This window comes from Janthinobacterium sp. SUN026 (genome assembly GCF_030397625.1).
Taxonomy (GTDB): Bacteria; Pseudomonadota; Gammaproteobacteria; order Burkholderiales; family Burkholderiaceae_D; genus Janthinobacterium; species Janthinobacterium kumbetense.
Window position 1 is genome coordinate 115,521 of sequence record NZ_JAPQNU010000005.1, and the last position, 19,010, is coordinate 134,530.

Annotated in this window: 20 protein-coding genes; 15 read left to right on the plus strand and 5 right to left on the minus strand. The window is 65.3% G+C overall.

All coding sequences use genetic code 11. The features are described from left to right. Positions 1–189: 189 nt before the first annotated feature. The gene (locus OX459_RS21495) at positions 190–1,560 is read right to left on the minus strand and encodes a DEAD/DEAH box helicase (protein WP_289906494.1); all 1,371 of its coding nucleotides are present in this window, start codon (positions 1,558–1,560) and stop codon (positions 190–192) included. A gap of 291 nt (positions 1,561–1,851) precedes the next feature. Here OX459_RS21495 and OX459_RS21500 point away from each other — a divergent pair, with 291 nt between their 5' ends. Next, positions 1,852–3,573: a methyl-accepting chemotaxis protein gene (locus OX459_RS21500; protein WP_289906495.1), complete on the plus strand. Its 1,722-nt coding sequence runs from the start codon at positions 1,852–1,854 to the stop codon at positions 3,571–3,573. Positions 3,574–3,589: 16 nt separating this feature from the next. Here the strand turns inward: OX459_RS21500 and OX459_RS21505 are convergent, their stop codons facing one another. Then, positions 3,590–3,832: a hypothetical protein gene (locus OX459_RS21505; protein ID WP_289906496.1), complete on the minus strand. Its 243-nt coding sequence runs from the start codon at positions 3,830–3,832 to the stop codon at positions 3,590–3,592. A gap of 215 nt (positions 3,833–4,047) precedes the next feature. On the opposite strand from OX459_RS21505, the gene OX459_RS21510 reads away from it, so the two are divergent. From OX459_RS21510 to OX459_RS21525, 4 genes are all read left to right on the plus strand, one after another. Then, positions 4,048–4,701 (plus strand): hydrolase, encoded by a 654-nt coding sequence (locus OX459_RS21510; protein WP_289906497.1) that lies wholly within the window; start codon positions 4,048–4,050, stop codon positions 4,699–4,701. Positions 4,702–4,771: 70 nt separating this feature from the next. Continuing rightward, complete coding sequence (locus OX459_RS21515; RefSeq protein ID WP_289906498.1) at positions 4,772–6,622, plus strand: amidohydrolase; 1,851 nt, start codon at positions 4,772–4,774, stop codon at positions 6,620–6,622. A gap of 14 nt (positions 6,623–6,636) precedes the next feature. Continuing rightward, the gene (locus tag OX459_RS21520) at positions 6,637–6,828 is read left to right on the plus strand and encodes a DUF1427 family protein (RefSeq protein ID WP_099664848.1); all 192 of its coding nucleotides are present in this window, start codon (positions 6,637–6,639) and stop codon (positions 6,826–6,828) included. Beyond that, a complete protein-coding gene (locus OX459_RS21525) occupies positions 6,825–6,983 on the plus strand; it encodes a XapX domain-containing protein (protein ID WP_077401676.1) in 159 nt (52 codons plus the stop codon). The genes OX459_RS21520 and OX459_RS21525 overlap by 4 nt, the downstream gene beginning before the upstream one ends. A 4-nt stretch (positions 6,984–6,987) precedes the next feature. On the opposite strand, the gene OX459_RS21530 is transcribed toward OX459_RS21525, so the two are convergent. From OX459_RS21530 to OX459_RS21540, 3 genes are read right to left on the minus strand one after another with little or no spacing between them, the layout of a single operon-like run. Further along, positions 6,988–8,328, minus strand: a complete 1,341-nt coding sequence (locus OX459_RS21530) for a VWA domain-containing protein (protein ID WP_289906499.1) — start codon at positions 8,326–8,328, stop codon at positions 6,988–6,990. Beyond that, positions 8,328–8,939 carry a TadE/TadG family type IV pilus assembly protein gene (locus OX459_RS21535; protein ID WP_289906500.1) on the minus strand — a complete coding sequence of 204 codons (612 nt, stop codon included), beginning with the start codon at positions 8,937–8,939 and terminating at the stop codon, positions 8,328–8,330. Before OX459_RS21535 ends, OX459_RS21530 begins: the two co-directional genes overlap by 1 nt. Then, positions 8,939–9,427, minus strand: coding sequence for a TadE/TadG family type IV pilus assembly protein (locus tag OX459_RS21540; RefSeq protein ID WP_289906501.1), 489 nt, complete (start codon positions 9,425–9,427; stop codon positions 8,939–8,941). Before OX459_RS21540 ends, OX459_RS21535 begins: the two co-directional genes overlap by 1 nt. 560 nt (positions 9,428–9,987) lie before the next feature. Here OX459_RS21540 and OX459_RS21545 point away from each other — a divergent pair. The 10 genes from OX459_RS21545 to OX459_RS21590 all read left to right on the plus strand — a co-directional run bounded on the left by OX459_RS21545 (position 9,988) and on the right by OX459_RS21590 (position 18,970). Then, a complete protein-coding gene (locus tag OX459_RS21545) occupies positions 9,988–10,677 on the plus strand; it encodes a response regulator transcription factor (RefSeq protein ID WP_253192842.1) in 690 nt (229 codons plus the stop codon). 204 nt (positions 10,678–10,881) lie between these two features. Beyond that, on the plus strand, positions 10,882–11,055 hold the full coding sequence (locus tag OX459_RS21550) for a Flp family type IVb pilin (RefSeq protein WP_071650303.1): 174 nt from the start codon (positions 10,882–10,884) through the stop codon (positions 11,053–11,055). Positions 11,056–11,171: 116 nt separating this feature from the next. After that, positions 11,172–11,732, plus strand: a complete 561-nt coding sequence (locus OX459_RS21555) for an A24 family peptidase (RefSeq protein ID WP_289906502.1) — start codon at positions 11,172–11,174, stop codon at positions 11,730–11,732. Between the two features lie 42 nt (positions 11,733–11,774). Next, complete coding sequence (gene cpaB, locus OX459_RS21560) at positions 11,775–12,602, plus strand: Flp pilus assembly protein CpaB (RefSeq protein ID WP_289906503.1); 828 nt, start codon at positions 11,775–11,777, stop codon at positions 12,600–12,602. A gap of 31 nt (positions 12,603–12,633) precedes the next feature. After that, entirely contained in the window at positions 12,634–14,145 is a 1,512-nt protein-coding gene (locus tag OX459_RS21565) for a type II and III secretion system protein family protein (RefSeq protein WP_289906504.1), read from the plus strand. A 9-nt stretch (positions 14,146–14,154) separates the two neighbouring features. After that, complete coding sequence (locus tag OX459_RS21570; protein ID WP_289906505.1) at positions 14,155–14,427, plus strand: hypothetical protein; 273 nt, start codon at positions 14,155–14,157, stop codon at positions 14,425–14,427. A gap of 37 nt (positions 14,428–14,464) precedes the next feature. After that, positions 14,465–15,625: an AAA family ATPase gene (locus OX459_RS21575; RefSeq protein WP_077401700.1), complete on the plus strand. Its 1,161-nt coding sequence runs from the start codon at positions 14,465–14,467 to the stop codon at positions 15,623–15,625. A gap of 120 nt (positions 15,626–15,745) precedes the next feature. Next, on the plus strand, positions 15,746–17,035 hold the full coding sequence (locus OX459_RS21580; RefSeq protein WP_289899369.1) for a CpaF family protein: 1,290 nt from the start codon (positions 15,746–15,748) through the stop codon (positions 17,033–17,035). Between the two features lie 6 nt (positions 17,036–17,041). Further along, the gene (locus OX459_RS21585) at positions 17,042–18,010 is read left to right on the plus strand and encodes a type II secretion system F family protein (protein WP_289906506.1); all 969 of its coding nucleotides are present in this window, start codon (positions 17,042–17,044) and stop codon (positions 18,008–18,010) included. Between the two features lie 18 nt (positions 18,011–18,028). Then, complete coding sequence (locus OX459_RS21590; RefSeq protein WP_289906507.1) at positions 18,029–18,970, plus strand: type II secretion system F family protein; 942 nt, start codon at positions 18,029–18,031, stop codon at positions 18,968–18,970. The last annotated feature ends 40 nt before the right edge of the window (positions 18,971–19,010 follow it).

Below are 19,010 nucleotides of genomic sequence, written 5' to 3' on the forward strand. Positions count from 1 at the left end.
TGGCGTGCATAAAAAAACCGTCCCAAGAGCAAGTCCTGGAACGGTTTTATTGTATTTTTAATACAGGTAAACGGGGCCTGAAAGCGTAGCGAGCGGGAGTGATATTGCGTCGAGTCGCGCAGCCGTACAAGAGTACGGCGAGCAACGCAAACGCCATAGCGCCCCGCGCAGTAGCTTTAAGGCCGCGTTTTAGCGGCCGCGGCCACCGGAGCGATGGTTCGCCGCCGAACGCGGCGCATTGCCCGAACGGTTGCCGCCGCCACCGCCGCCCGATGGGCCGGCGCTGCGTGGCTTGGCGCCGCTGCCGCCCGTTTTCACGCGCACCACGGCGCCCGCTGGCGCGCGGCTGTTGTTGCGGTGACCGCCGGTGCCGCTGCGCAATTGCACAGGCTGGGCGCGGGCGTTCAGGTCCGGCTCGAAGCCTTCGATGACTTCGCGCGGCAGGGTTTGCTTGATCAGCTTTTCGATGTCTTTCAACATTTCGTGCTCATCCACGCAGACCAGCGACACGGCTTCGCCCTTGGCGCCGGCACGGCCCGTGCGGCCGATACGATGCACATAGTCTTCCGGAATGTTCGGCAAGTCGTAGTTGACGACGTGCGGCAACTGGTCGATATCGATACCGCGCGCGGCGATGTCGGTGGCGACCAGCACTTGCAGGGTGCCATCCTTGAACTCGGACAGCGCGCGCGTGCGTGCCGACTGGCTCTTGTTGCCGTGGATGGCCAGGGCGCCGATGCCGTCCGTGCCCAGCTGCTCGACCAGTTTATTCGCGCCATGCTTGGTGCGCGTAAATACCAGCACTTGCGTCCAGTTGTTCGACTTGATCAGGTAGGACAGCATCGGGTGCTTCTTGTCGCGGTCGACGGGATGGATCTTTTGCTTGATCACTTCCACGGTCGAATTGCGGCGCGCCACTTCGATCATGGCTGGCTTGTTCAGCAAGCCGTCGGCCAGGGCCTTGATCTCTTCCGAGAACGTGGCCGAGAACAGCAGGTTCTGGCGTTTCGGCGGCAGCACGGCCAGCACTTTCTTGATGTCGCGGATGAAACCCATGTCCAGCATGCGGTCGGCTTCGTCCAGGATCAGGATTTCCACTTTCGACAGGTCGACGGTGCCCTGGCCCATATGGTCCAGCAAGCGGCCCGGCGTGGCGACGAGGATGTCGACGCCATGTTTCAGTTGCTTGATCTGCGGGTTGATGCCGACGCCGCCGAAGATCACGGCCGAGTTCAATTTCGTGTACTTGCTGTAGGCGCGCACGCTTTCCTCGACCTGCGCGGCGAGTTCGCGCGTCGGTGCCAGGATCAGGGCGCGGATCGGGCGCGTCGAGGTGTTGCTGGTGATGGCCGCGCCATTGGCGTCGGTCGACAGGCGGTGCAGCACGGGCAGGGTGAAGCCGGCCGTCTTGCCGGTACCGGTTTGTGCGCCGGCCAGCAAGTCGCCGCCAGCCAGCACGGCGGGAATCGCCTGCGACTGGATCGGGGTCGGCACGGTGTAGCCGTGTTCGGTAACGGCACGTACGATAGCGTCGGACAATCCGAGGGAGGAAAAGGACATGGTAACTTTATTGTGAGATCGGCCTGTCGCCATCGTGGGGCGCCAGTCGCAGGCAATCAGATTAGGGGTCGAAAGACAGCGGCAAGGGGACTGGTCATATGTGCCGCACACGCGAAGTATAACAGCCTGGCAAAAACGCGCCTGTTTTGTTTCAGGTTTGCAATGCCGCAAGTAAAGAAAAATGCGGCAAGGGCGCGCTGCCCCGGCGTAAATCTGGGTAGAATTCCCGCCTGCACCCCTTGCGCGGGGGGATCGCCGCGCTGCCGGGGTTCTTGTTCCTGGAGGAATACCATGCGCATTGCCGACCTTCGCATCGCCACCCGCCTGTACGGCGGCTTCGGCGCCATTGTCTTGCTGCTGGCCGTCCTGGTCACAGTGGCCACCTTGAATTTCTCGAAACTGGCCGACGCCAACGCCATCAATACCCACACCTACCAGGTGCTCGGTGAAAATGACGCCATCCTGGAAAGCCTGATCAATATGGAAACGGGGCAGCGCGGCTACGTGATCACGGGCGCGGAGGCGTCGCTGGAACCCTACACCGTGGGCAAGACTTCGTTTCGCAGCCACCTCGACAAGACGCGCGCCTTGACCAGCGACAATCCTGTCCAGCAGCAACGCCTGGCGAAACTCGATGCCGCCCAGCAAGCCTGGCTGGCCGGCGCGCTCGACCCCGTGATCGCGCTGCGGCGCGCCGTGGCGCAGGGCACGGCCCCCATCGAACCCGTGCTGGCGCTGGAAAAAGAGGGCCGGGGCAAGCAGGGCATGGACGCCATGCGCGCGTTGCTGAAGGAAGTGGGCGACGCGGAAACGGCGCTGCTGGCGCAGCGTTCGCAGGCGCTGGCGGGCTTGCAGGCGCAGACGCGCTGGGTCTTGCTGGGCGGCGGCGCGGTGGCCGTGTTGCTGGCCGGCATGATCGCCATGTGGCTGGCCAGAAATATCAGCCGGCCCCTGCGTTCGGCCATCGAGGTGGCCAGGCAGGTGGCGCAAGGCGACTTGACGGTGCCGGTGGCGGTGGGCTCGAAGGATGAGACGGGCGAGCTGATGCAGGCTTTGCAAGACATGACGGCCAGCCTGCTGCGCATCGTCACCGAGGTGCGCAGCGGCACGCAAACCATCGCCACGGCTTCGCGCCAGATCGCTTCGGGCAACCTCGACCTGTCGGCGCGCACGGAACAGCAAGCCAGTTCGCTGGAAGAGACGGCGTCGTCGATGGAAGAACTGACGGGCACGGTCCAGCAGAATGCGCAGAACGCCCACGAAGCCAATGGCCTGGCCGCGTCGGCCGAGTCCGTGGCGGGCAAGGGCGGCGCGGTGGTGGCGCAAGTGGTCGACACCATGGGTTCGATCAACGATTCCTCGCGCAAGATCGTCGACATCATCGGCGTGATCGACGGCATCGCCTTCCAGACGAATATCCTGGCCTTGAACGCGGCCGTGGAAGCGGCCCGGGCGGGCGAGCAGGGGCGCGGCTTCGCCGTTGTCGCCACGGAAGTGCGCAACCTGGCACAACGCTCGGCCAGTGCCGCCAGGGAAATCAAGGCCCCCATCAACGATTCCGTGGCACAGGTGGAGAGCGGCGCGCGCCTGGTCGACGAGGCGGGCCGCACGATGCACGAGATCGTCGACAGCGTGCACAAGGTCAGCAGCATCGTCGGGCATATCTCGGCCGCCAGCGACGAGCAGCGCTCCGGCATTGAGCAAGTCAACCGGGCCATCGGCCAGATGGACCAGGTGACGCAGCAAAATGCTGCGCTGGTGGAAGAGGCGGCCGCGGCGGCCGAAGCCATGCAGGAGCAGGCGGCCCGCCTGGCCGACGCCGTGGCCGTGTTCAAGACGGCGCAGGCGGCCGCCACGCCGGCGCTGGCATCCCGGCCCGCCGCGCGCCGTCCAGTGCCGCTCAAGGCGGCGCGCGCCGCCGTCCGCCTGCCCGCCAAGGGGGCCGCGCCCCATGCGCCGCAAGTTTCAGCCAGGAAACAGCGTCCGGAGGACGATGCGTGGGACGAGTTCTAGGGCGAGCGCCGCAAGCCTAGTCGTCGACCTCCGCGACGGCGTAGTCCACGCCCTGCGCATCGAGCCAGGCGCGCACGGCGTCCAGGCCGTGCCACGGTTCCGGGCGCAGGTACTGGCATACATACAGGCCGGCATCCGTCAGCCTGGCGTCCGTGCCGGGCATGCCGTCGGCCGCCTGCGGCAGCGCCGCCAGCAGCTGTTCGATGTGCTGGCGCTGGCCGGCCGTCAGGCTGGCCGCGATCCTGAATTCAAACCCCATGTTTTCCTCCGTGCGATTGGTTGCGGTGCGCTTATTTTATATCATCGAAAAAATCGAATATAGCTTGGCATTCTTTCCGTTTTTGTTTTCCTTTTTGTGCGTGCATACTGCCTATCACTGACACGCAACATGGCAGCGCAAGAAGGAAGGCGCTAGATTGTGCGGGCCGGATACCACTACTTTGATATTCAATTATTTTCACTGAGGAAAACATCATGCCTATCGCTACCGCCCAAGCCGCCCAAAAACTGCTGACCCCGAACGACCATACCCTGATCATGATCGACCACCAGTCGCAGATGGCGTTCGCCACGCGCTCCATCGACCTGGCCTTGCTGCGCAACAATGCGGCCCTCGTCGCCAAGGCTGCGGCGGAATTCAAGGTGCCGACGATCCTGACGACGGTGGCGGCCAAATCGTTCTCCGGCCCTATTTTTGACGAAATCCAGTCCGTCTTCCCGGAGCAGGCGCCGATCGACCGCACCAGCATGAATACCTGGGAAGATGCGCGCATCGCCGACAAGGTGAATGCCTACGGCAAGGGCAAGATCGTGCTGGCCGGCCTGTGGACGTCCGTGTGCATCGTCGGCCCCGCGCTGTCGGCGCTGGAGCAGGGCTTTGACGTGTACGTGATCGCCGACGCCAGCGGCGACGTCTCCGACGAAGCGCATGCGATGGCCATGCAGCGCATGATACAGGCGGGCGCGCAGCCGATGACGTCCGTGCAATACTTGCTGGAACTGCAGCGCGACTGGGCACGCGGCGAGACCTACAACGAGACGGTGGCGACGGCCGTGGCGCACGGCGGCGGCTATGGCCTGGGCTTGATCTACGCCAAATCCATGTTCAATGCCAGCGAAGGCCATTGAGATTTTATTGATATCGTGCCACCGCCGCCCGCCGGCGGGGGCGTATCCTTCACCTGAATCGGGAGTTCCCATGCATGCACACACGATCTTGCTCAATGGCCGTTTCCACACGGTCGACAGGGCGCAGCCGCTGGCGTCCGCCGTCGCCATCGCCGATGGCAAATTTCTCGCCGTGGGCGACGTCGAGGACGCGATGCGTCATCGCGGCCCCGCCACGCAAGTGATCGACCTGGCTGGCCGCACCGTCATTCCCGGCCTGAACGACTCGCATTTGCACCTGATCCGCGGCGGCTTGAACTACAACCTGGAATTGCGCTGGGAAGGGGTACCCTCGCTGGCCGACGCCTTGCGCATGCTCAAGAAACAGGCGCTGCGCACGCCGAACCCGCAATGGGTGCGCGTGGTGGGCGGCTGGACGGAATTCCAGTTCGCGGAAAAGCGCATGCCGACCCTCGACGAGATCAACGCGGCCGCGCCCGACACGCCCGTCTTCATCCTGCACCTGTACGACCGCGCCCTGCTGAACCGCGCCGCCCTGCGCGCCGTCGGCTACGACAAGAATACGCCGAACCCGCCCGGCGGCGAAATCGTGCGCGACGCTGCCGGCAACCCCACGGGCTTGCTGATCGCCCGCCCGAACGCCATGATCTTATATGCGACCCTGGCGAAAGGCCCGACCCTGCCGCGCGAATTGCAAGTCAATTCCACGCGCCAGTTCATGCGCGAATTGAACCGTCTGGGCATCACCAGCGCCATCGACGCGGGCGGCGGCTTCCAGAATTATCCCGAGGATTACGCCGTCGTCGACGAGCTGGCGCAAAAAGAGCAGCTGACCATCCGCATCGCCTACAACCTGTTTACGCAGAACAAGGGCGCCGAATTGCAGGACTTCCAGAAGTGGACGGGCATGGTCAAGCCGGGCGACGGCACGGACTTTTACCGCCACAACGGCGCCGGAGAGATGCTGGTGTTTTCCGCCGCCGACTTCGAGGATTTCCTCGAACCGCGCCCGGAGCTGGCGGCCGGCATGGAAGACGAGCTGGAAAAGGTCGTGCGCCACCTGGTCGAGCAGCGCTGGCCGTTCCGCCTGCACGCTACCTATGACGAATCGATCGGCCGCATGCTCGACGTGTTCGAGAAAGTCAACCGCGACACGCCGTTCGGCGGCTTGCACTGGCTGTTCGACCACGCGGAAACCATCAGCCCGAAAAATATCGACCGGGTCAAGGCGCTCGGCGGCGGCCTGGCCATCCAGCACCGCATGGCCTTCCAGGGCGAGTACTTCGTCGAGCGCTATGGCGCCGAGGCGGCGAAGGCCACGCCGCCCGTGCAGCGCATGCTGGACGCGTGCGTGCCCGTGGGCGGCGGCACGGACGCCACGCGCGTGGCCAGCTACAACCCGTGGACTGCGCTGTACTGGCTCGTGTCGGGGCGCACCGTGGGCGGCCTGGCCCTGACGGATGCGGCGGGGCGCCTGTCGCGCGACACGGCGCTGGAACTGTGGACGGCGGGCAGCGCCTGGTTTTCCAGCGAGCAAGGCAAGAAGGGGCGCATCCGCGAGGGCATGCTGGCCGACCTGTCCGTGCTGTCGGCCGATTATTTCACGGTGCCGGAAGAGGCGATCAAGTCCATCGAATCCGTGCTGACCATGGTGGGCGGCAAGGTCGTCTACGGCCAGGCGGAATTCACGACCCTGGCGCCGCCCCCGATTCCCGTGCTGCCCGAATGGTCGCCCGTGCGTGCGGTGCCGGGCCATTACCGGCCCGTGGCCAGGCCGGCGCAGGCGGCCATGCCGCACCAGTGCGCGGGCGCCTGCGGCGTGCACGCCCACGCCCACGACCGGGCGCGCAAGTCGGCCGTGCCGATCAGCGATTTTTCCGGCTTCTGGGGCACGCTGGGCTGCAGCTGCTTCGCTTTCTAGTAGAGGACAGAGCCATGCGCTACAAGAAAGTCATCCTGGGCCTGCTGCTGGCCTTTGTCGTGGGATTCGTCTGCCAGCTGGCGCACATCCCCGTGCCGGCGCCGCCCGTGCTGGGCGCCGCGCTGCTGGTGTTCCTGACCAGTTGCGGCTACTGGCTCACGGGCCTGTATTTGCAGCGCCGTGAAACGCAAGGGGAGGCGCCATGAACGTCATGCTGGCAGGATCGGTACTGGGCTTGCTGGTGGGGGCCGTGTGCCGCTGGTTCGACTTGCCGTCGCCCACGCCGCCTACGCCGACCGGCGCGGCGATGGTGGTAGCCATGACCCTGGGTTTTGTCGTGGCGGGGCAGTGGCAGGGTTAGGCGCTTATTTGGACAGGCGCAGAATGGCCGAGGCGAGCCGGGTGAAGCAGGGACTCAGGTCGCTGTCGCTGGCCGCATAGCAATACAGGCCCACGGGTTCGGCCGGCTTGCGGCAAGCCGCTTTCGCATCGGTGGTATTGGCCAGGCAGCGCAGCAAGTCTTCGCCCAGCTCGTTGTCCGGCCCTTCCTTGGTTTTCAGCGATGCGCCCATGCCCAGGGTAAAGACGAAAATGCCTTCCTGGCGTGCCTTGGCCGCCATCGCTTCGACCAGGTTGCGCGAGGCGCGGTGCACATTCGTCCATTGCGCCTGCGCCGTAGCGGTGGAAGCGGTCACGACGCGGGGCGAGTTGGTGACGATGGGAAACTCACGCAGTGCCGCGTCATTCGTCGCGTTGTACCATGCGGGAAGCGCGGTGATCTGGCTGGCGGCGCAATCGCCGTACTGGAGCGAGTCGCTCACTTTCATCCTGTACAGGCCCGCCAATGCCGGGTTTTGCAGTTTCGGAAAGGTGGCGAGGCCGCCTGCGTCCTTGCATTTGTTGTCCTTGTTGGGAAAGTACGAGGAAAATGCCGCCGGCGAACCGTCGGAGAAAAACACGATGACGCGCAGGCTGGAGCGGTCGACCTGCGCGATGTCGTTCAGCTGCTTGCGCGCCTGGAACATGCCGGCGGACGAGTTGGTGCCGCCGACAAAGGCGAATTGATCGATCTTTCCACCTTTCATGATCATGCCGCCGCGGTCGAAACCGCGGTCGGTCTGCCTGATCGGGACGTCGATTTGCGCTTCCGAGGCGAAGTGCAGCAAGCCGACCCGGTCGACCGTGGCGTTGAACTTGTTCAGGAAGGACTTGCCCGCCGCCCGCACGGCGTCCGCATTGTGTTCCAGCGAACGCGACGTATCCATCACCAGCACCATGTCCAGGTCCTTGCGGATGGTTTGCGCGCTGGCGGCCACCTCCAGGGTCTTGAAGCCGAGTACGCCCATCAGCGAGACGGGCAGCGAGGCGCTGGCCGAGACGTCGATGGTGACGGTACCCTTGTCGAACGTGACGTCGACGGGATGGAGGGTCGGCGTCGACAGCAGGAAGTGGTCCGGATAATTGACGTCAAAAAAATCCTTTGCCGACTGGCGCGCCCTGGTCCGCTGTTCCTCTTCCGAGTTGCCCGCGGTGACGCCGCGCGCCGCCGCCAGGCTGGCCGAGTCGACGGCCGCGTTGAGCTTGGCCTTGACGAAGTAGCCGAGGGCCGAATCGATGGCCAGGCCCACGGAGGCGATCAGGACGACGGCCGACAGCGCCACCATGACCAGGACTTGCCCGCCTTGCCGCTTGTGTGGAATGCGCATCAGAATACCGTCATCGAAGTCAGGTTGGGCGCCAGCACGGGCGTCGTGCTGTTGCCAAATTTCAATGTGCCGAACAGCAGGTCGAAATTGTAGAAAGTTTCCACGGCGTAAATCAGTTCGCCGTCGGCCAGCTGGTTCTGCATCAATGACACCGTGGGGGCGTATTCGTCCTTGGCGATGCCGGTGCACGTGCCATCGCGCCAGCTGCCGCATTGCCACACCTGGCTGGCGGGCAGGTAGCCGCTGGCCTTCGCGCCGGCGTCCCAGCGGTACTGTTCCAGCACGATATTGCGCAAGCCGCTCTGCGCCGTGTAACCCATGATCTTGGTGATGTAGATCATGCCGCGCCCGTGCATGTCCAGCGGCGGCGTGCTGGCGGCCAGCGCATTCATGATGCCCTGGCTGGAGCCGCTCAGGTCGGACGTGGCGCGCGCGGACAGGTTGGCGCCTTCGCGGCTGATATTGAGCAGGATGGTCTTGGCCTGGATGGCGCGCGACAGGTCGGCCAGCATGAACAGCAGCAAGGCCAGCAAGGGCAGCACGATGGCAAATTCCACGGCGGCGATGCCGCGCGCGGCGCGGCGCGGAAAACGGGGAGCGGGCGCGCGCATCACAGGCCGCCAAAACTTTCATTGCGCATGGTGGCCGCCACCACGAAATGCGCCTGGCCATCGCGGAACAGGGCACGGATCATGGGCGTGGCGAACGCCCAGCGGCAATCGACGGAAATGACGACGATATCGCCGGCCTGGCCGAACATGGCGGCGCCCACCGCATCGCTGCCGTTGACGGAGATCACGGGGCTGACCTTGTCATACATGCCCATGGAGCTGTCGCGTATTTTTTGCATGACGGCGTGGTAGCGCTGCTGGTTGGCGTTGTCGGGGTCGAGGTCCTTGGCCCCCGTGACGGCATAGCGTGCCCCTTCGCGCACCGCGTGCTGCATGGTCATATTGGCAAAATAAGCCATGCTCAATTCAATGATGCCGATTATCAGCATGAGAAAGACCGGTGTTATCAGGGCCAATTCGACCAGGGTGGCGCCACCCTGTCCGCTTTGCTTGCGGAATATGCGGGAATCGGCCTGTTTTAAACGCATGGGAATAATCCGGTTAAGTTCCGCGATGACGAATGTCGGGCGGATGGCATTGCGCCATTTGACTGGCAATTATTCTATATCGATTTTCAAGGGCGTGTCCGCCATTTAAATTATTACAGGTCAAGATAATCGCAATTAACTGCGTTATTTCAAACGTGCCGGCCCCGTCGCTACAGGGCCGGGAGTAATATGCGCGGGTATGAAAACAGGCCTGGTGTCAGGATTGTCCTGCGTGCAGGCAAGGACTTGTTTTGCAAGGTGATGCAACAAAAATGCTGCAATGTAAGCAACAGCAGCGGTGGCAGCAGCGATGGCGCACCCGTGGCGCACCCGCCCCGGCCACGCTGCCCATCCATCGGCTCACGCCCGGCATGCGGCGACCGCTGCCTTGGGGCACGCACCGCGTTGGCGCGTGCCGGCCCAAGGCCTCTTCCTTTGTGCCCCCATGACTTCTTTCCCCCGCGTGCGGCAGCAGAAGGCGCGCGCGGACGAGGCAGGCAAGCCGATTCGGATCAACAGCATTCCCCGATGGGAGTGGGCTACAAGTAAAGAGGTAAAGCATGTCAACAAACAATGTCATACGCGTCATGCTGGTGTCGGACCACAAGACCTGGCTGTGGGGCCTGGAGCAGTTGCTCGCCGGCGCCCAGCCGCCGATGCAGGTGGTGGCCAGCTCCACCGAGATCGACAGCGCGCTGCTGCTGGCGCGCACCCTGTGTCCCGACGTCATCGTGCTCGACGCCGATCTTGGCTGCGGCGGCGCCTGCGCCATCGATTATCTGCCGCAGCTGCTGGGCAATGGCGTGTCGCGCGCATTGCTGTTCAGCGGCACGCAGGACCAGGCCGCCTGCGGGCGCGCCGTGCGCAGCGGCGCGCGCGCCGTGGTGGGCAAGGAAACGCCCGTCAAGCAAATGGTCGACGCCATCGCCCGCCTGCATCAAGGCGAATTGTGCCTGGACCCGGCGCTGCTCGACAGCATGCTGGGCGTGCTGAACAAGCCGGAAGCGGCGCCCGACCCGGAAGAGCAGCGCATCGCCAGGCTGACGCTGAAGGAGCGCAAGATCGTGGCCATGATGGTGGAAGGAAATGGCGCGCTGAACCGTGCGATCGCCCAGCGCGCTTTTATCTCGGAGCAAACCTTGCGTAATCATTTGACATCGATCTACAGCAAGCTCGATGTCACCAACCGCCTGGAATTATATGTGTACGCCACCCGCAACCGGCTGGCCGAACCCGTCCATGCGGAGTGACAGTACATATGTCCTGATTATAGACAAAAAATTAAGATGGTTTGTACTGCGCATAAAATGACTTTTCTCTGATTCGATTTAATGTTTGTTTATATAAAATACACGCATCAGAAATTGGCAAATAAAAACAAAGAGAATGTTTTTATTTTCAGACTGTATTTTCAGTTTTTATCATGTTTAAAACTTGACCTGAAAGGGAATAATATGAATTTCATTAAAAACTTTATCGCCGAAGAAGATGGCGTGACGGCCATCGAATATGCGCTGATCGCTGCGCTGGTAGCTGCGGCGCTGGTCACGGCCGTCGGCTATTTCACCACCGGCCTCGATGGCGCCTTCAAGGCGATCGGCACCAAGCTGACGGGCGCGGCGATCTAAGGCGCGTGCCCACCGCGCTGCACCCCGACAGGCCGGCTGCCCCTGCGCACCGGCTTGTCGACTTCCCGCCCAACGATGCGCATGCCGTCATGCCATCGGCTTGCATCAGGTACACGATGGACCCTCATTCTTTCTGGACGTTCAGCCCCGCCTTAGTCTTGTGGGGGCTGCTTGCCGCGGCTGTCTGGCATGACGTGCGCCGCCGGCGCATTCCCAACCGGCTGGTGTTTTCCGGCGCCTTGCTTGGGGTGCTGCTCAACAGCGTGGCCTGGCCCGGGGTGACGCCGGCCGGGCCGTGGCTGGCGCTGGGCGGCCTGGCCGTCGGCCTGGGCTTGCTGCTGCCCATGTATGCGATGAAGGCGCTGGGCGCGGGCGACGTCAAGCTGATGGCGATGGTGGGGGCTTTTCTTGGCCCGCGCCCCGCCGTGTTTGCCGTGCTGTGCAGCCTGCTCGCGGGCGGCGTGCTGGCGCTGGCCGTCGCCCTGTGCCAGGGCACGCTGCGCCAGGCGATGGCGAATGCCCGGCAATTGCTGCTGCAAGGCTGGCTGCGCGCCGCGGCAGGCGAAGTGCCGCGGGTCGATGCGCCCGCCGTGCCGGGCGGCAAACTGCCGTACGCGATCGCCATTGCCGCCGGCACCGCCATCTGGCTGGCCCTGGCGGCCGGCGGCTATGCATGATGTGCCCGTCCGGAAACCCAAGTTTTACCAAGAGGAAAAATCATGAGAAATAGCCGCGTTGCGATCGTGCTGCTGCTGGCGCTGCTGATGGCGGGGGGCGCCGTGCTGGCGGCGGCCCGCTGGATGTCGGGACAAGGCGCGCCGGCCAGCCAGACGGTGATGGTCGCGCTGGTCGATATCGGCGTGGGCGCGAAGGTGACGCCGGCCATGCTGCGCGGCATGGACTGGCCGGCGGGCGCCATGCCGCCGGGGGCGTTTGGCGAGGCTGGCGCGCTGGACGGGCGCATCACGCGCACGGCGGTCAGCAAGGGCGAGCCTGTGCTGGAAAGCAAGCTCGCGCCGCCCGGCGCCACGGGCGGCCTGTCGGCCATCGTGGCTGCCGGCAAGCGCGCCATGACCGTGCGCGTCAACGACGTGGTGGGCGTGGCCGGCTTCGCCCTGCCGGGCAATTTCGTCGACATTCTCGTGCATACGCAGGATGACCGCGCCAGGCCGGCGGGCGGCGGGCCGCTGGCCATTTCCAAGATCGTGCTGGAACGCATCCTGGTGCTGGCCGTGGCGCAAGAGTCCGGCCGCGACGACAACAAGCCCAAGGTGGTCAATGCCGTGACCCTGGAGCTGACGCCGGAGCAGGTGGAAAAGCTGGACCTGGCGCGCAGCGTGGGCAGTCTGTCGCTGGTGCTGCGCAACCAGGTCGATCCGGCGCCCGTCACCACGGGCGGCGCCACCAAGGAGTCGCTGCTGGAACTGAAGGCGCCGGCGGCCGCGCCGGTGCGCGCGGCGCGGCGCCAGGCGGCCCCGGCACGCGCTCCCGCGCGCGACAGCATCACCGTCATCAAGGGCATGGATACGAGCGTCCAGCAATTTTAAAAATCAGCAGGCAAGCGAGCAAGGATGATCGATGAACAAATTTCGTAAGCACGCCGCGAGTGCGGGCATGCGCCTGGCCCTGACGCTGGGCGGCGCGGCGGCAAGCCTGGCCTGGCCAAGCGGCGCCAGCGCGGCGGCGCCGGCCAGGCAGGCCGTCATGTCGCCCGTCGCGGCGCCGGCCATGTCGCTGGGCGCCGATATCGCCCGCCTGGGCGCGCCCGTGCGCATCGCCGTGGGCAAGTCCACCTTGCGCAGCCTGAGCCTGCCGGTGTCGCAGATCGCCGTCAACGATCCGCGGGTGGCCGGCGCCAGGATGCTGGGCTCGTCCAGCCAGCTGTTCGTCTGGGGCCTGGCTCCGGGCAGCACCAACCTGATCCTGTGGGACCGGCAGCAGCGCCCCGTGATCGTCGATATCGAAGTCGAGATCGACGTCGAGGGCTTGCAGGCGCAGCTGGCCTATGTCTTCCCCGGCGAGCGCGCCGTCAAGGCCGGCGCGGCCGGCGGCAGCATCGTGCTGTCGGGGCAGGTGAGCGACAGCGTCAAGGCCAGCCAGATCCTGGACATGGCGCAAGCCTATGCGCAGCGCGGCGCCGGCGAAGCGGCAGCGCCGGCCGACGGCGCCGCCAGCGCGGCCGGCGGCGTCAAGGTCATCAACATGCTGACGATCGCGGCGCCGCAACAGGTCATGCTGGAAGTGAAAATCGCCGAAGTGTCGAAGAGCCTGGTCGACCAGCTGGGCGCCAGCGTGGGCATCAGCGGCACGCGCGGCAACTGGAGCTACGGCTTGCTGTCGAACTTGCTCAGCGGCAACCCCAGCCAGCTGGGCGCCGTGCACGGCAAGAATGGCAACGGGCTGACGCTCGACGCACAAAAGCGCGACGGCCTGGTGAAGGTGCTGGCCGAACCGAACATCATGGCCATCAGTGGCCAGGAAGCCAGTTTCCTGGCGGGCGGCAAGATTTTCATTCCGGTCGCGCAAGACAGCACCACCAACAAGATCACGCTGGAGGAAAAGGAATTCGGCATTGCCGTCAAGTTCACGCCCACCGTGCTGGAAGGCGGGCGCATCAACCTGAAGGTGGCGCCGGAAGTATCGGAGCTGAACCGCGAAGGCATCGGCATCACCACCGGCGGGGGCGCCGCCGCCAATGCCGTATTGCCGGCCTTTACCACGCGGCGCACCACCACCACGGTGCAGCTGTTCGACGGCCAGAGTTTTGCCGTGGGCGGTTTGATCAAGAACAATGTGACGACCAATATCAAGGCCTTGCCCTTCCTGGGCGAGATCCCCGTGCTGGGCGCGCTGTTCCGCAGCAGCGATTTCCAGACCGACCGTACCGAGCTGGTGTTCATCATCACGCCGCACCTGGTCAAGCCGCTCGACGGCACGCTTGAAGGCGATATCGTCTTGCCGACCGACGCCTATGTGGCGCCCAGCCGCAGCGAGTTCTTCTTGCAAGGAAAAATGGAAGGCGCTGGCGCGCCACGGCCACGGCAGGAAGCGGCCACGCAGACGGCGCCCGCCGGCCCGGACACTCACTAGGAGCACATCATGCAGCATTCCCTTTCCCTCTCTGTGCTGCTGGCCGCCCTGGCCGCCAGTGGCTGCGCTGCCACGCCGAACCTGGACCGCCAGTTCGGCCGCAGCGTCGAGCAGCTGCGCCTGCGGCAAGTGCTGTCGCCGCAGGCGGGCGCGAACCGCGATCCCGTGGCCGGCATGGACGGCAAGGCCGCCCAGGCCGCCTACGCGGCGTACCAGAAAAGCTTTGCCGCGCCCGCGCCGCAAGGGGCCGCCTTCACCATCGGCGTCGGGGCGCGCCAGTGAAGCGGGCACCGTCACCACAGAACCCGCAAGGCATATCGTGAAAATCGCCATCCATTCAACGGATCAAAAAACGCTGTCCGAACTGGGGCGGCTGCTGCGCAGCCGCAACCGGCTCGACGAGATCAACGCAGGCGGCGAAACGCTGGAACCGCTGCAGGCGGCGCAATCGCTGCCCGACGTGCTGATCTTCGACCGCCCGTCGAACGACGGCGCCGACCTGGCCGCCATCGAGCGCCTCAGCAACCAGCATCCGCGCATGGCCTTCATCGTGCTGTGCCACCAGCAGGCGCCTGAATTCCTGCTGCAGGCCATGCGTGCAGGCGTGCGCGACGTGCTGCCGTTTCCCGCCGCGCCGGCCAGCCTGTATGCGGCGCTCGAACGCATCGAGGAAAAGCTCGAGCGGCGCGAGCATGGCAACGGCAAGGTGCTGGCCTTCATCTCCTGCAAGGGCGGCAGCGGCGCCACCTTCATCGCCAGCAACCTCGGTTATGCGCTGGCCGCCGGCGGCCAGCAGCGCGTTGCCCTGATCGACATGAACCTGCATTTTGGCGACGCCTCGCTCTTCGTGTCCGAGAACAAGCCGCTGGCCACGCTGTCCGACGTCACGCGCGACATCCACCGGCTCGACGCCTCGTTCCTGGCATCGAGCATGCTGCACATCCTGCCCAACTACAGCGTGCTGGCCGCGCCCGAGGATCCGGCGCACGCCAGCGAAGTGGCGCCCGAGCACATCGACGCCGTCATCCGGCAAGCCAGGCGCCAGTACGATTTCATCGTGCTCGACGTGGGCCGCAACCTCGACGCCGTCAGCGTGCGCGCGCTCGACCACGCCGACATGATCTTTCCCGTCCTGCAGGCGACCTTGCCGTACATCCGCGACGGCAAGCGCCTGCTGGGCATGTTCCGCTCGCTCGAATACGCGAAGGACAAGGTGCATATCATCGTCAACCGCCACGACAAGGGCGGCGAAATCCGCCTGCGCGACCTGGAAGCGGCGTACGGCACGGCGGTCTACCGCACGGTGCCGAATCACTACGCCTCGGCCGCCGCCTCGGTCAACCAGGGCGTGCCTATCCTGCAGCTCGACAAGGCCAGCCCGATCACCCGCTCGCTGCAGGAGTTCGCCGCCAGCCTGGCCGGCGGCGCGGCCAGCACGGCGCGCCAGGGCTGGCTCGGCCGCGTCCTGCGGCGCGCCTGATCCACGCGCTTGACCCCCATCCCAGAACAGGAGCACTTCATGGCTACTTCCCCCATCGCCGCCTTGTCCATCCGCGAACGGCTCGGCAGCGCCAAGATCGCCGCGCTCGCGCCGCAACGCATGGCCGTCATCGACAACCACGGCTACCGCGACCTCAAGCTGCGCATCCATGGGCTGCTGCTCGAACGGGTCGACCTGGAAAGCATGCAGCGCCTGTCGCAGGAGCGCATCCGCGAAGAATTGCGCGGCCTGGTCGAGCGCCTGCTGGACGAAGAGGCGGTGGTCATCAACGACGCCGAGCGCCGTAGCCTGACGCGCGACATCCAGCACGAGATGCTGGGCTTCGGACCGCTCGAAACGCTGCTCGCCGATGCCAGCGTGTCGGACATCCTGGTCAACGGCCACAAGCAGGTGTATGTGGAGCGCGGCGGCCGCCTGGAGCTGACCGACGTCTGCTTCGACGACGACGCCCATCTGATGAAGATCATCGACAAGATCGTCTCGCGCGTGGGCCGCCGCATCGACGAATCGAGCCCCATGGTCGATGCGCGCCTGCCCGACGGTTCGCGCGTCAACGCCATCATCCCGCCGCTGGCCATCGACGGCCCCGTGATGTCGATCCGGCGGTTTTCCGTCGATCCGCTGCGCCTGGCCGACCTGGTCGCCTACCACAGCATGACGGCCGAGATGGCCGAGGTGCTGCAGGGCCTGGGCAAGGCGAAGATGAATATCCTCATTTCCGGCGGCACGGGCAGCGGCAAGACCACCATGCTCAACGTGATTTCCGGCTTTATCGGCCAGACGGAGCGCATCGTCACGGTGGAAGACGCGGCCGAGCTGCAATTGCAGCAGCCGCACGTGGTGCGCCTGGAAACGCGGCCCGCGAATATCGAAGGCAAGGGGGAGGTGAGCCAGCGCGCGCTGGTGCGCAATGCGCTGCGCATGCGCCCGGACCGCATCATCCTGGGCGAGGTGCGCGGCGCCGAGGCGCTCGACATGCTGGGGGCCATGAACACGGGCCATGAAGGCTCGATGGCCACCATCCACGCCAATACGCCGCGCGACGCCATCACGCGGCTGGAAAACATGATCAGCATGGCGGCGGCCAACCTGCCCAGCAAGGCCATCCGGCAGCAGATCAGCTCGGCCGTGTCGGTGGTGGTGCAAGTGTCGCGCCTGATCGACGGCAAGCGCAAGGTCACGTCGATCCAGGAAATCACTGGCATGGAAGGGGAAGTCATCACGATGCAGGAAATCTTCAGTTTCCGGCAGACGGGCGTGGCCGAGGGCGGCGCGGTGGTCGGGCATTTCTCGGCCAGCGGCATCCGCCCGCGCTTCCTCGATCGCCTGAACAGCTTTGGCATCGGCGTGTCGGCCGCCCTGTTCGAACCCACCGCGGCGGGGCGCTGACCGGCCATGCTTCCCTACCTTGTCTATCTGTTCCTTTTCCTGGCCGTGCTGCTGCTGGTGGCTGGCGCCTGGCTGGCGTGGCAAGCGGCGCGGGGAGCGGGCGCGGCGCGGGTGGCGCGGCGCCTGCAAGCCATGTACACGGCCAGCGATGGCGAACAGGCGCTGTCGATCACCAAGCAGCGCCCGCTGAGCGTCCATCCCTTGCTGCACGGCGTGCTGGAAGGCTTGCCCGGCGCGCGGCGCCTCGACCAGCTGCTGCTGCAGGCGGGCATGCGCTGGTTCGTGGCCACTTTTCTGGGCTATTGCCTGCTGGGCGGGACGGCCGGCCTGCTGCTGGCCGGCGCGCTGCCGCTGCCATGGTATGTGCGCCTGGGCCTGGCCGCGGGCGGCGCCGCGCTGCCGTATCTGCTGGTGCGCCGCGCCAGGAGCAAGCGGCTGGTGCGCATCGAGCAGCAATTGCCGGACGCGCTCGACCTGATGAGCCGCGCCATGCGCGCCGGCCATGCCTTTCCCACCGCGCTGAAAATGGTGGGCGAGGAAATGACGGGGCCGCTGGCCGACGAGTTCCGCGCCGTGTTCGACGAAGTCAGTTTCGGCGTCGCGATGGCCGATGCGTTGGGCAATCTGGCCGCGCGCGTGCCCAGCACGGACTTGCGCTATTTCGTCATCGCCGTGCTGATCCAGCGCGAAACGGGCGGCAACCTGACTGAATTGCTGAGCAGCATCAGCGCCATCATCCGCGACCGCCTGAAATTGCTGGGCCAGGTGCGCGTGCTGTCGGCCGAAGGGCGCATGTCGGCCTGGGTCCTGGGTTTGCTGCCATTTGGCGCGGCGTTGATGATGCATTTGATGAATCCGCAGTTTATTGCCGTGCTGTACACGGATGGGGGCGGGCGCAAGATGGTTGGAGTATCGCTGGGCTTGCTGATGCTGGGCTTGATCTGCATCAGAAGAATTATCAATATCCGGGTGTAAGATGAAAGAAAAGACACGATGAGCACGATGAGTACGGCGCAGCTGGCCTTGCTGGGCCTGCTGTTCCTGATTGTTTTCGCGCTGGCCTTGCTGGTGTTGCGCCTGTGCACGGGCAGTGCCGTGCAGGAGCGGCTGCAGGCGCTGGGCGATGCGGGCGCCGGCGGCGATGGCGGGCGCCCTGCGAGGCGGCGCTGGCTGGCGCATGCCGTCAGCCTGACGCGCCCGCTGGCCAGGCTGTCGCTGCCGGACGAGGGCTGGGAAAGTTCGCCCATCCGCAGCCGCTTCGTCCATGCGGGCTGGCGCAGCCAGGCCGCGCCCGCGCTGTTTTACGCGGCCAAGACAGGCTTGTTCGTGGGCTTGCCGCTGCTGGCATATTTTCTGCTGCGCCGGGGCGAACATAATCTGCTGTTGTGGCTGGTCGCCGCGGCCGCCCTCGGTTACTACCTGCCCAATGCCTGGCTGTCGCACTGCCTGAAACAGCGTCAGCGCGAAGTGTTCGAAACCTTTCCCGATGCGCTGGACCTGATGACGGTGTGTGTCGAAGCGGGGCTGGCGATGGATGCGGCGCTGGCGCGCGTGGCGCAGGAAATCGGCTTGAAAAGCGCGGTCCTGGCCGAAGAGCTGCAACTGGTGACCTTGGAATTGCGCGCCGGCAGCGCCAAGGACAAGGCCTTGCGCAACCTGGCCCTGCGCACGGGAGTGGAGGATGTGGACGCGCTGGTGACCCTGCTGATCCAGGCCGAGCGCTTCGGCACGAGCATCGGCGCGTCGCTGCGCGTGCAGTCCGACCAGCTGCGCACCAAGCGGCGCCAGCGGGCCGAGGAAACGGCGGCCAGGATCGCCCTCAAGCTGCTGTTTCCGCTGATCTTTTTCATCTTCCCCTCGCTGATGGTCGTGCTGATGGGGCCGGCGTTCCTGCAGATTTACCGCGTGCTGCTGCCGGCCATGCGCGGCAACTGAAGAGGGGCCGGGGCGAAAAAAAAGCTGCCGGAGTCGCCTC

Coding starts and splice junctions, on each gene's coding strand:
- OX459_RS21495 (WP_289906494.1), bottom strand. CDS start 1,560: ATGTCCTTTTCCTCCCTCGGATTGTCCGACGCTATCGTACGTGCCGTT.
- OX459_RS21500 (WP_289906495.1), top strand. CDS start 1,852: ATGCGCATTGCCGACCTTCGCATCGCCACCCGCCTGTACGGCGGCTTC.
- OX459_RS21505 (WP_289906496.1), bottom strand. CDS start 3,832: ATGGGGTTTGAATTCAGGATCGCGGCCAGCCTGACGGCCGGCCAGCGC.
- OX459_RS21510 (WP_289906497.1), top strand. CDS start 4,048: ATGCCTATCGCTACCGCCCAAGCCGCCCAAAAACTGCTGACCCCGAAC.
- OX459_RS21515 (WP_289906498.1), top strand. CDS start 4,772: ATGCATGCACACACGATCTTGCTCAATGGCCGTTTCCACACGGTCGAC.
- OX459_RS21520 (WP_099664848.1), top strand. CDS start 6,637: ATGCGCTACAAGAAAGTCATCCTGGGCCTGCTGCTGGCCTTTGTCGTG.
- OX459_RS21525 (WP_077401676.1), top strand. CDS start 6,825: ATGAACGTCATGCTGGCAGGATCGGTACTGGGCTTGCTGGTGGGGGCC.
- OX459_RS21530 (WP_289906499.1), bottom strand. CDS start 8,328: ATGCGCATTCCACACAAGCGGCAAGGCGGGCAAGTCCTGGTCATGGTG.
- OX459_RS21535 (WP_289906500.1), bottom strand. CDS start 8,939: ATGCGCGCGCCCGCTCCCCGTTTTCCGCGCCGCGCCGCGCGCGGCATC.
- OX459_RS21540 (WP_289906501.1), bottom strand. CDS start 9,427: ATGCGTTTAAAACAGGCCGATTCCCGCATATTCCGCAAGCAAAGCGGA.
- OX459_RS21545 (WP_253192842.1), top strand. CDS start 9,988: ATGTCAACAAACAATGTCATACGCGTCATGCTGGTGTCGGACCACAAG.
- OX459_RS21550 (WP_071650303.1), top strand. CDS start 10,882: ATGAATTTCATTAAAAACTTTATCGCCGAAGAAGATGGCGTGACGGCC.
- OX459_RS21555 (WP_289906502.1), top strand. CDS start 11,172: ATGGACCCTCATTCTTTCTGGACGTTCAGCCCCGCCTTAGTCTTGTGG.
- cpaB (WP_289906503.1), top strand. CDS start 11,775: ATGAGAAATAGCCGCGTTGCGATCGTGCTGCTGCTGGCGCTGCTGATG.
- OX459_RS21565 (WP_289906504.1), top strand. CDS start 12,634: ATGAACAAATTTCGTAAGCACGCCGCGAGTGCGGGCATGCGCCTGGCC.
- OX459_RS21570 (WP_289906505.1), top strand. CDS start 14,155: ATGCAGCATTCCCTTTCCCTCTCTGTGCTGCTGGCCGCCCTGGCCGCC.
- OX459_RS21580 (WP_289899369.1), top strand. CDS start 15,746: ATGGCCGTCATCGACAACCACGGCTACCGCGACCTCAAGCTGCGCATC.
- OX459_RS21585 (WP_289906506.1), top strand. CDS start 17,042: ATGCTTCCCTACCTTGTCTATCTGTTCCTTTTCCTGGCCGTGCTGCTG.
- OX459_RS21590 (WP_289906507.1), top strand. CDS start 18,029: ATGAGCACGATGAGTACGGCGCAGCTGGCCTTGCTGGGCCTGCTGTTC.